This is a genomic window from Kitasatospora sp. NPDC059817 (genome assembly GCF_042731835.1).
GTDB lineage: Bacteria > Actinomycetota > Actinomycetes > Streptomycetales > Streptomycetaceae > Kitasatospora.
Window position 1 is genome coordinate 8608 of the sequence record NZ_JBHWIR010000141.1, and the last position, 11454, is coordinate 20061.

General features: G+C 73.5%; 7 protein-coding genes and 1 riboswitch. Of the genes, 1 reads left to right on the forward strand and 6 read right to left on the reverse strand.

Features of this window, described 5'->3' with window-relative positions; translation table 11 throughout:
• Positions 1-112: 112 nt before the first annotated feature.
• Both ACFV61_RS25835 and ACFV61_RS25840 read right to left on the reverse strand, forming a co-directional pair.
• Complete coding sequence (locus ACFV61_RS25835; protein ID WP_380494126.1) at positions 113-1030, reverse strand: transglycosylase family protein; 918 nt, start codon at positions 1028-1030, stop codon at positions 113-115.
• A 5-nt stretch (positions 1031-1035) separates the two neighbouring features.
• Positions 1036-1203: riboswitch (cyclic di-AMP (ydaO/yuaA leader) on the reverse strand.
• 210 nt (positions 1204-1413) lie between these two features.
• Entirely contained in the window at positions 1414-2706 is a 1293-nt protein-coding gene (locus ACFV61_RS25840; protein WP_380494128.1) for a cytochrome P450, read from the reverse strand.
• 275 nt (positions 2707-2981) lie between these two features.
• On the opposite strand from ACFV61_RS25840, the gene ACFV61_RS25845 reads away from it, so the two are divergent.
• The gene (locus ACFV61_RS25845; protein ID WP_063348037.1) at positions 2982-3407 is read left to right on the forward strand and encodes an SDR family NAD(P)-dependent oxidoreductase; all 426 of its coding nucleotides are present in this window, start codon (positions 2982-2984) and stop codon (positions 3405-3407) included.
• Positions 3408-3424: 17 nt separating this feature from the next.
• Here ACFV61_RS25845 and ACFV61_RS25850 read toward each other — a convergent pair whose 3' ends face one another.
• The 4 genes from ACFV61_RS25850 to ACFV61_RS25865 form a co-directional block, all read right to left on the reverse strand.
• Positions 3425-4453: a MazG family protein gene (locus ACFV61_RS25850; protein ID WP_380494130.1), complete on the reverse strand. Its 1029-nt coding sequence runs from the start codon at positions 4451-4453 to the stop codon at positions 3425-3427.
• Positions 4454-4527: 74 nt separating this feature from the next.
• Complete coding sequence (gene mfd, locus ACFV61_RS25855) at positions 4528-8181, reverse strand: transcription-repair coupling factor (protein ID WP_380494132.1); 3654 nt, start codon at positions 8179-8181, stop codon at positions 4528-4530.
• A 570-nt stretch (positions 8182-8751) separates the two neighbouring features.
• Entirely contained in the window at positions 8752-10107 is a 1356-nt protein-coding gene (locus ACFV61_RS25860) for a hypothetical protein (RefSeq protein ID WP_380494133.1), read from the reverse strand.
• Positions 10108-10373: 266 nt separating this feature from the next.
• Positions 10374-11454: SUKH-4 family immunity protein (locus ACFV61_RS25865; protein ID WP_380494135.1), on the reverse strand; the 1081-nt coding region annotated here is incomplete at its 5' end.

Genomic DNA, 11454 nt, shown 5'->3' on the forward strand with positions numbered 1-11454 from the left:
CTCGCTCTCCCCCTCCCAGTGCCGTCGGTTGGTGGACGGGTGGCGGTGTGTGTGGTGCCCCACCCCCCCCCACCCCCCCCGCAGGGCGCGGGCCGCTCAGGGCCCGGGCCGCTCAGCCGAGGTGCAGCACCTGGCCGGGCATGATCAGGTTGGGGTTGCCGCCGACGGTGCCGCGGTTGCCGTCGTACACCGACTGCCAGCCGCCGGACACGCCCTGGGCGGCGGCGATCGTCGACAGCGTGTCGCCGGCCCGGACGGTGTAGTCGTGACCGCCCTGCGCGGCGGCGGGCTGCGCGGCCGGGGCGGACTGTGCGGGCTGCGCGGCGCGGGGCGCGTACTGCGGCTGGGCGGCGGGCTGGCCCGCGTACTGCTGGTAGACGCTCTGGTGGCTGGTCCAGTACCAGGCGCCGTTGTTCTGGTACCAGTACACCTTCGCGTCGGCGTCCCAGCCGGCCTTGCCGGAGAAGCCCTGGGTCTGCGGCTGCGTCTGCTGCGGGGCCTGCTGGACGGGCTGCTGGGCGGCCGGCTTCGGGGCGGCCTGCTGGACCGGCTGCTGGGCGGGCTTCGGGGTCTGCGCCTGCTGGGTCGGCTTGGCGGCGGGCTGCTTGGCGGGCTTGGCGTCCGTGGAGGTGTCCACGGAGGCCGGGGCGCCGCCCTTGCTCAGACCGGCCTTCTGGGAGCAGACGGGCCAGGCGCCCGGGCCCTGCGAGGCCAGCACCTTATCGGCGACCGAGATCTGCTGTGCCTTGCTGGCCTGGTTGGCCTGCGGGGCGTAGGAGGTGCCGCCGTACGCCTTCCAGGTGCTGGGCGTGAACTGCAGGCCGCCGGAGAAGCCGTTGCCGGTGTTGATGCTCCAGTTGCCGCCGCTCTCGCACTGGGCGACGGCGTCCCAGGTGGAGGCCGGGGCGGCGGAGGCGCCGGTGGCGGTGAGGAGCGGCATCGCGAGTCCGACGCCGGCCACACCGGCGACGGCGATGGCCTTCTCGGTCTGGGTGCGACGACGGTGGCGGCCAGTTCCAACGAACAGCATGACGAGGTCCCTCTCCGCACGCCTGCGAGGTGAGCTGTCGGGTTCGGACCGGGAGGTGGCCCGGCCGCCGAAAGCGGAAACGATTCCGCTCGGGCGGCTTCACCCCAAGCCGTTGGGGAACGGCAACAAACCTGGTTCCCCCGCCCCTGCCCAGGGTCTGGTCGGTTTCCCGTGACGCGGCGGGCAGGATTCGGCGTTCCGCGCACGAGGTCCGCAGCTGCGAACTCCAGGGAGAGTAGACAGATCATCAGACCAATAACAAGCTCATATCACCGATATCACACACAAATTACGGCGCGTGGTCAATCGCCTACCAACGGCGGCGGTATGTCCGGATTAATGCGGGTTCAGACCTGGCTCCACGACGAGCTGGAGACGTGCCGTCAGCGTGTCGGAGCGTCGGCCGGCGTGACCGGCGCGTACGGAGAGCGGGCCTCCGGAGTGAATTCGACCGGGAGTTCCCGCAGGCCACGCATGATCAGGCCGCCCCGCCAGCGCAGGTTCTCCGGGTTTTCCGCGAGCCGCAGGTCCGGCAGCCGGGAAAGCAGCGTGGTCAGTGCGCTCCGCCCCTCCAGGCGGGCCAGCGGAGCGCCGATGCAGTAGTGGATCCCGTGGCCGAAACCCAGGTGCGGATTGTCCGTGCGGGCCAGGTCCAGGGTGTTCTCGTCCGCGAACCTGGCCGGATCGCGATCCGCCGCGGCCAGCACCACCAGCACCGGATCGCCCACCGGGATGTCCACCCCGCCGATCGACAGCGGCCGCGTCGCGAAGCGCCACGTCGCCATCTCCACCGGCCCGTCGTAGCGCAGGAGTTCCTCGATCCCGGTGTCCAGCAGCGCCGTCTCGCCGCGCACCACCGACTCCTGCAGCAGCCTGCGCTGCTCCGGGTTGCGCAGCAGCGCGTACGTGCCGTTGCCGATCAGGTTGACGGTCGTCTCGAACCCCGCGAACAGGAGGATGAACGCCATCGCGGCGGCCTCGTTCTCGTTCAGGTGCTCGCCGTGGTCGCTCGCCCGGATCAGGCCCGAGATCAGGTCCTCGCCCGGATCCGCCCGCTTGCGGTGGATCAGCTCCAGCAGGTACGCCCGCATCCGCTTCACCGCCCGCCCCACGCCGCCGCGTTGGCCGCCGCCGTGCCGGATCATCATCCCGGCCCAGTCCCGGAAGTCGTCCTGGTCCTCGGCCGGCACGCCCAGCAGGTCGCAGATCGCGTAGATGGGGAGCGGGAACGCGAACTCGTGGATCAGGTCCGCCGAACCGCGCTGCGCGAAGCCGTCGATCAGCCGGTCCGTGAGCTGCTGCACCCGCGGCTCGAACTCCGCCACCCGGCGCGGCGTGAACGCCTTCGACACCAGCCGGCGCAGCCGGGTGTGGTCCGGCGGGTCGATGTTCAGCAGATGCGTCATCAAGTCCGCCTGGCGCTCCCCCGGAATTCCCACCCGCCCGGTGCGGTGCGCCTGCTCGCTGTGGTGCGCCGGGTTCTTCGACAGCCTGCTGTCCGCCAGCGCCTGCCGCGCGTCCGCGTAGCGGGTCACCAACCAGGCCTCCACCCCGCTCGGCAGCGTCGTGCGGTGCACCGGGGCGTGCTCGCGCAACCAGGCGTATGCGGGGTACGGATCGGTGGCGAACTCCCAGGTGAAGAGCTGCGGGGCGGCGGGGTCGGGCTGCACTGGCATGCGTCGACCGTATCCGGTGGGTCGGGGCCGCACCGCCTCCGGCGACCCCGACCGGCGGGGCCGGATCGTCGACACCCGGCGGACGGCCCGCCAACGCTCCGTGGACGCCTCGTGGACGGTCCGTGGACAGCTCTTGGACAGCTCTTGGCCGGGCGGCGGGCGTGACCCTGGTCACCTGAGGGGTAATCCCTGTTGCGGAGGGTCAGGACCTGCCTACGATCCTCCGCAGAAATCGTGGGCGCCGGTGCGGTGTCGCCCACAGGGAGGAGCAGACCATGCGGGTCAGCGGGTCAGTCGTCGTCATCGCGGTACTCGACGGCGGATCGGGAGCCGAGCTCGCCCGCCGGTTCGCCGCCGCCGGAGCCGCCGGAGTGCTGATCGCCGACCAGCGGGCCGGCGTCGCCGAGGACCTCGCCACCGAACTCGACCGGCCGGGCTGCCCCGTCGTCGGCGTCGGCGGCGACATCCGCCGCCCCAGCGACATCGCCGCCCTCGTCGACACCGCCGAGAAGCACCTCGGCCCCATCGACCTGTTCTGCGTCGCCGGCCCCGACGGCGAGCGGATCGTCTCCCTCGCCGAACTGCCCGCCCGCCTCGACCTCGAACGCCTCGCCGAACTCCTCGCCCTCGTCGGCGAGGCCATCGGCGAAGTCGTCCCCCGGCAGCGGCGGCCGATCGAGAACACCGCCACCGCCGCCTGAGGCCCCGCCCGGGCCCGCTACTCGCCGACCGGCTTGAGGCCCTCGGCCGCGCGCACCGCGTCCCGGTAACCGCGCGCGGCCGAGCGCAGCGCCGCGTCCACGTCCACCCCGGCGTCGTGCGCCCGCTGGGCCACCGCCAGCAGCAGCCGGCCCGCCGACTGCGCCGTCAGCTCCGCCGGCAGCGCGTACGGCTCGTCCGGCACGCCCGCGAAGCCCGCCCGGCGCACCCGAGACACCAGCTTCGCCGCGTACGCCAGCGACGGCAGCCCGGCCGGCACGCCGTCCAGCACCGACTCCCGGTCCGCCTTCTCGGCCGCCTTCAGCTGCTCCCAGTTCGCCTCCACCTCGGCGGCGCCCTCCGCCTCGACGTCCCCGAACACGTGCGGGTGCCGGTACATCAGCTTCTCGACGATGTCACCGGCCACGTCGTCGATCGAGAACGCCTCCTCCGGGTGCTCCTCGGCGATCCGGGAGTGGAAGAACACCTGGAGCAGCACGTCGCCCAACTCCTCGCGCAGCGTCTCCCGGTCCCCCTCCTCGATCGCCTCGACCAGCTCGTACGCCTCCTCGACCAGGTACTTCACCAGGCTCTCGTGCGTCTGCTCGGCGTCCCACGGGCAACCGCCCGGCGAGCGCAGCCGGTCCATCACCGACACCAGGTCCAGCAGCCGCGCCCCCGGCAGGTCGTACGACCCCGGCAGCACCTCGATCTCCGGCACCTCACCGGCGTGCTCCACCGCCAGCCGCGCCAGCGCGTCCGTCAGCCCCGGATCCCCGTCCGGGCTGCCCAGCCACACCGTCGGCCCGGCCCCGCCCGGCTGCCCGGTCAGCAGCCGCGCCAGTGCCGGCGCCGACCCCGCCGCCACGACCTCGACCTCCACCCCGGCCTGCCGCACCGCCGCCACCTGCGGATGCCCCGCGTCCGCCGCCAGCACCCGTTCTGCCGACCGCAGTGCCTCCCACGCCGGCCACGCCAGCAATCCGGGGGCCACCCGGTGGGTGGTCGTCAGCAGGATCAGCTTCGCGTCCGGAACATTCGTCGTCACACCCCGAACCTACCCGCCGCCCGCCCGGGGCGGGGACGAGGCGGGAACGGGGCGGACGGTGGGGCGGGCGGGGGCTACTTCTTCGACCCCGCCAGGTCGTCGAACATCGCCGACAGGAACTCGCTGCACCAGCCCAGCAGCTCCCGCCCGACCAGCGGCTTGCCGCCGATCCGCCCGGTGCTCGGCCGCGGCACCAGCAGCTGCTGGGCGGCCGCCTTGACCTGGCTGCGCGGGTAGAGCCGGTTCAGCCGCAGCTGCTGGGACTCCCGCAGCTCCACCGGCCCGAACCGGACGTTGGCCCCCTGGAGGGTGATGTCCGCGATGCCGCACCGCCGGGCGTACAGCCGCAGCGCCGCGACCAGCAGCAGGTTCTCCACCGGCTCGGGCAGCTTGCCGTAGCGGTCGACGAGCTCGTCCCGGACCTGCTGGATGTCCGCCTCCGAGTTGACCGCCGCGATCGAGCGGTACGCCTGCAGCCGCAGCCGCTCGCCGGGCGCGTAGTCGTGCGGCACGTGCGCGTCGACCGGCAGCTCGATCTTCACCTCCAGCGGCTCCTCCTCCGGCTCGCCGCCGTTCGCCAGCGACTCGCGGAACTCGGCCACCGCCTCGCCGACCATCCGCATGTAGAGGTCGAAGCCGACGCCCGCGATGTGCCCGGACTGCTCGCCGCCGAGCAGGTTGCCGGCGCCGCGGATCTCCAGGTCCTTCATCGCCACGTACATGCCGGCGCCCATCTCGGTGTGCTGGGCGATGGTGGCCAGGCGCTCGTGCGCGGTCTCGGTGAGCGGCTTCTCCGGCGGGTACAGCATGTACGCGTAGCCGCGCTCGCGGCCCCGGCCGACCCGGCCGCGCAGCTGGTGCAGCTGGGAGAGGCCGAAGGTGTCCCCGCGCTCGACGATCAGGGTGTTGGCGTTGGAGATGTCGATGCCGGACTCCACGATCGTGGTCGACACCAGGACGTCGAACTCCTTCTCCCAGAAGTCGACGACGACCTTCTCCAGCTGGTTCTCCCCCATCTGCCCGTGCGCGGTGGCGATCCGCGCCTCGGGGACGAGGTCCTTGAGCCGGGCGGCCGCCTTGTCGATCGACTCCACCCGGTTGTGGATGTAGAACACCTGGCCCTCGCGCAGGAGTTCGCGACGGATCGCGGCCGAGATCTGCTTCTCGTCGTAGGGGCCGACGAAGGTCAGCACCGGGTGCCGCTCCTCCGGCGGGGTGGTGATGGTGGACATCTCGCGGATGCCGGTGACGGCCATCTCCAGGGTGCGCGGGATCGGCGTCGCGGACATGGTGAGCACGTCGACGTTGGCGCGCAGCTTCTTCAGCTGCTCCTTGTGCTCGACGCCGAAGCGCTGCTCCTCGTCGACGATGACCAGTCCGAGGTCCTTGAACCTGGTCTCGGAGGAGAACAGCCGGTGGGTACCGATGACGACGTCCACCGAGCCCTCGAACAGGCCCTCCAGCACGGCCTTGGCCTCGCTGTCACTCTGGAACCGGGAGAGCGCCTTCACCGACACCGGGAAGTTGGCGTACCGCTCGGCGAAGGTGGAGAAGTGCTGCTGCACCAGCAGCGTGGTCGGCACCAGCACCGCCACCTGCTTGCCGTCCTGCACCGCCTTGAACGCGGCGCGCACCGCGATCTCGGTCTTGCCGTAGCCGACGTCGCCGCAGATCAGCCGGTCCATCGGGACGGACTTCTCCATGTCGGACTTGACCTCGGCGATGGTGGTCAGCTGGTCCGGCGTCTCCGCGTACGGGAAGGCGTCCTCCAGCTCGCGCTGCCAGGGGGTGTCCGGGCCGAAGGTGTGGCCGGGGGCGGCCATCCGGGCCGAGTACAGCTTGATCAGGTCGGCGGCGATCTCCTTGACCGCCTTCTTGGCCCGCTGCTTGGTCTTCGCCCAGTCCGCGCCGCCGAGCCGGTGCAGCGTCGGGGCCTCGCCGCCGACGTACTTGGTGACCTGGTCGAGCTGGTCGGTCGGCACGAACAGCCGGTCGCCGGGGTGGCCGCGCTTGGCCGGGGCGTACTCCAGCACCAGGTACTCGCGGGTGGCGCCCTGGACGGTGCGCTGCACCATCTCGACGTACCGGCCGACGCCGTGCGCCTCGTGGACGACGTAGTCGCCGGCGGCCAGGGCCAGCGGGTCGATCGCGTTGCGGCGCCGGGACGGCATCCGGCGCATGTCCTTGGTGGAGGACTTCTGGCCGGACAGGTCGGTCTCGGTGATGACCGTGAGTTTCAGGGCCTCGTCGACGAAGCCGTGCTCGATCGAGCCGCAGGAGACGTAGACGACGTCCCGGGTGGGCGCCTCGGCGAGGTCGGCGACCAGCCGGGCCGGGATGCCCTCGTTGCCGAGCACCTCGGCGAGCCGGGAGGCGGGCCCGTGGCCCTCCGTCACCATCACGACCCGCCAGTCGGCGGCCAGCCGCTCCTTGGCGTCGGCGATCGCCCGGGCGGTGTCGCCCCGGTAGGCCTCGACGGCGTGCATGCCGAGGGTGAGCGTGTTGGCGTCGCCGTGCCAGTCAGCGGCTCCGCCGCGGGCAAGGACCTCGTCCACGGTGGACTCGCTGGTCGCGAACGGGCTGACCGACCACCAGGGCAGGCCGATCTCGGCGGCGTGCTCGCGCACCTCGGCGAGCGAGCGCAGCGAGGCGGCGGAGACGTCGATGGTCTCCAGGTCGATCGGCCGGTCCCCGCCGGCCGCGGCCGCCACCCAGGAGGCGTGCAGGAACTCCTGGCTGGTCGCCACCAGGTCGGCGGCCCGGGTGCGGACCCGCTCGGGGTCGCAGACCACGGCGACCGAGCCGAGCGGCAGCACGTCCATCAGCAGTTCCATGTCGTCCACCAGGACGGGCGCCAGCGACTCCATGCCCTCGACCGCGATGCCCTCGGCGATCTTGTCCAGGATCTCGGCCAGCCCGGGGTGCGCGGCGGCCAGCTCGGCGGCCCGCGCCCGCACCTCGTCGGTGAGCAGCAGCTCACGGCAGGGCGGCGCCCACAGGCCGTGCTGGGCGATCTCCAGCGAGCGCTGGTCGGCGACCTTGAAGTAGCGGATCTCCTCGACGTCGTCGCCCCAGAACTCCACCCGCAGCGGGTGCTCCTCGGTCGGCGGGAAGACGTCCAGGATGCCGCCGCGGACGGCGAACTCGCCGCGCTTCTCGACCAGTTCGACGCGCGCGTAGGCGGCGGCGGAGAGCCGCCGGGCGACCTCCTCCAGGTCGTGCGACTCGCCGCGCTGGACGGCCACCGGCTCCAGCTCGGCCAGCCCCTTGACCTGCGGCTGGAGCACCGAGCGGACCGGCGCGACGACCACCTGCACCGGGCCGGCCGCCGGGTCGTCCGCCCGCGGGTGCACGATCCGGCGCAGCACGGCCAGCCGGCGCCCGACGGTGTCCGAGCGGGGCGACAGCCGCTCGTGCGGCAGGGTCTCCCAGGCCGGGTACTCGGCGACCGCGTCCGGCGGCAGCAGCGAGCGCAGCGAGGCGGCGAGGTCCTCGGCCTCCCGGCCGGTCGCGGTGACGGCGAGCACCGGACGGCCCCGCTCGCCGGCGGCCTGGCCGGCCAGCGCGCGGGCGAGCGCGGCGATGGCGAACGGCCGGGCGGCGGGCGGTCCGACCAGGTCCAGGTGGCGGCGGCCGCCGGCCGCGGCTCCGGTGGCGGTCGCCGCCTCGATGGCCTCGGCGAGCGCCGAGTCCCGCGCGACGACATCGAGCAGTCCGGTCAGACTCATCAGGGTCTCTTCTTCGTCCCGTGGCTGGTGCTGCCTCCGGGCGGCAGAGGCCTGCCGGGGCAACGCGAACGGCCCGGCACGCCGAGCGGCCGGGGGTATCCAGCCTACGCCGCGGCACGGACGCACACGCGGCGTACGGCCCGGCGGGGCCGGGCGGGAACGAACCACCGTCCGGGGCGACGAACGGCCCCGGACGGAGCCCGTGACCGGACCGCGACCGGACCGCGGACGAACCACTGGACGGAACACCGGACCGGCCGGTGGACGAACCGTCCGGCCCCTGGTCAGATTCGGCTCCGCGATCTGCCACGAACTGGACATACTCCTGTCACTGCCTGTCCATGGAGATCGCGCACCATGGTGAATGTGCCCGCCGCCACCAGGCGTGCGGCGACTACCGGCGCGACAGGTCGACGCCGTACCGCTCCTCTTCGATTCGCCGCCCCGGCCGGCTACCGGCACCGGCCGATCGACCGCAACGCGAAGGCCCTGACCGCCCCAGCGGGAGCGGTCAGGGCCCAGGACGCGAAGCTCACCCGGCTGATCGCGGGCGAGCCGCCGGTGCGGCGGTCAGCGACGCCGGTAGCTCACCGTGTTCGGGGTGGCGTAGCCGGCACCGTCGTCCACGATGACGATCTTCGGGATGATCCGGGTCTCGTCCTGCGGCTCCTTCTCGGCGCCTTCGCCGTCGCCGTCGGCCTCCCCCGACCGGGGCGGTCCGACCGGCTTCGGCGGCGCCGCGGCCGGCACGACCGGACCGGTCGCCACCGCCCCGGCGGGCGCGCTGGAACCGCTCGCGGCCCCGGCGACGGAGGCCCCGCCCACGACCGGCATCCGCAGCCCGGCCGCCGGCTTCTCCCGCGCGGCTGGCGCGGCCGGCGCGGTCGGCGCGACGGCCTTCCGCAGGTCGGCCACCTCGATCTCGCCGGTGTCCGCCTCCGAGTCCACCGGCGCCGCGTCCACCGGCCCCGCGTCAGCGACCGCGTCCGCGACCCGCCGGGCGTCCGCCGGCCCGGCGACCGCCGCCGCCAGCCGCTCCGGCTCGATGGCGCCGACCGCCGCGCCGGTGAGCGAGGCCAGCGTGGCCTTGATGTGGTCCAGGTGCTTCTGCACGGTCTCCAGACGGCCGTCGAACTCGCCCTGCTCGCGTTCGCTCGCCGCGTTGATCCGCTCGGCCTCCCGGCGGGCCTGCTCGATCAGCTGGTCGGCCTTGGCCTGGGCGTCGGTCTCCAGCTGCTTGATCCGGCCGAGCACGGTCTCCCGGTGCTGCTCGGCCTCCTTGACCCGGCGCTCGGCGGTCGCGGAGACCTGGGCGTCCTCGGCGTCGGCCTTGGTCTGGGCCTGGGCGAAGGTCTCGTCGGCCTTGCGGCGCAGCTCGGCGAGCGTGGCCTCGGCCTGCTCGCCGGCCTCGGCGGCGGCCACCCGCACCTTGGCGGCGTAGGAGGTGGCGGCGTCCCGGTCGCTGCGGCTCTCCCGGTCGGCCTCGGCCCGGATGCCCTCGGCCTCGGCGCGGGTGCGCTCGTCGGTGCGCCGGGCGGCCTGGTCGGCCTCGGAGCGGGTGGTGGCGGCGTACTCCTTGGCGGCGTGGCCGAGGGCCTGGCCGGCCTCGTAGACCTCGTCCCGGAGGTCCTCGGAGAAGCGCTCGGCCTTCTCCCGGACGGCGCGCGCCTCGTTCTGGGCCATCACCGCCAATCCGGCGGCCTGCTCGCTGAGCACCTCGTAGTCGGGCTCCGGAGCGTCCTCGGCGGCCCGGCGGATGTCGGCCAGTCGGGCCTCCATCTGCCGGAGCCCGGAGCCGAGGACGCTCAGCCGCTCCCACGCCTCGTCGCGCTGCGCGGTGAGGGCGGTGAGGGCTCGGTCGACCTGCTCGGGCGCGTAACCGCGCCGGGCAGAGGTGAAGCCGTACTCGGGGACGGCGTCGCTCATGGGCTCTTCCCCTCATGTCGCGGGCTGCGGAGCCCATGATCGGACGGAACGGACGGATCCGGAACCGGTTCGGCGGCCGGGGCCGAAATCGGACGCCTGGCGGACCGGAATACGTCGAGGACTGGACGAATAGACCCATCCTCTTGACCTATTTTGCGCAGATCTGGGCGAAACCCCAACGAGGCACAGCCACGACGGCATGCCGGAGGGGTCGTTCCAAACACCGGAACGACCCCTCCCCACCTGCGAGGATCCTCGACAACCCGCTACAGCAGGCCGTCCCAGAACTGCTCCAGCAGCACGGCCCACCACGTGTCCGCGGTCTGCAGGGCCGCCGGGTCGATCGCGGCGAGCTGCGCCTGGAAGTCGGTCGTCCAGCGACCGGCCTGGTCCGGGGTCAGCCCGTACCGCAGCCGCCACATCCGGCCCAGCAGGGCCATCGCGCGGACGAACTCCGGTACACCTGTGTTGACGAACCGGGGAGGCTGGCCGGTTCCGTCGACGTCCACGGCGACCACGTTCGCGGTGCCGTACTGGACGCAGAGCTGGCGGCCGTAGTCGTTGCCGAGCACCAGGTAGCCGCCGAAGTCCGGGGCCGCGGGCAGACCGCGCTCGGCGGCCAGCTCGGCGAGCGTCGGGATCGGCCGGCCCTCCTGCGCCTGCGCCCAGAAGAACGGGCCGAAGTCGCGCGGCAGCCCCGCCCACACCAGGGACTGCGACACCGGCTCGGGCACGCCCTGGCGGGAGACCGCGCGCTGCTCGTAGCGGAACACGTTCTGACCGAAGGCCGCCCCGAGCTCCTGGGCGAGCTGCTGCGGCGGGAGCGGCGGCAGCGGCTGGACCGTCCCCGGCGCGGGCAGCGGCACCCGGGACGGGCGGACCCGCTGGGCCCCGGAGGCCAGCTGGTGCAGCTCGTCCAGGTGGTCGAGCAGCTCGGCCATGCCGGCCTGCCGGGACGCGTGGTCGCGGCCGTAGGCGGCGGTGTGGGTGAGCCGGACGTTCGGCCAGGACGCGGCGATCATGCGGTTGCAGTAGCCGCCCGGCAGGTCGCACGACTCCAGCTCGGTGTAGAGCTCCAGCACCTGCTCCGGCGGCACGTTCAGCCGACGCAGGTCCTGGAGGATCTTCCACTCCGGGTGCGGGGTGCCGGGCTCGCTGCGGTGCAGCAGCTTCTGCTCGGAGCCGTCCGGGCCCCGGTAGCTGAGCGCGGCGAAGTAGCCGGGGCCGACCGTCGGCACCCCCGGCGGGACGGCAGCGCCCTGCGGCACGCCGGGCACCGGCGCCGACGGGACGGCCGGGGCCGCGCCGCCCGCGTTCGGGTAGCCGTACCCGGCCGCGGGCTGTCTG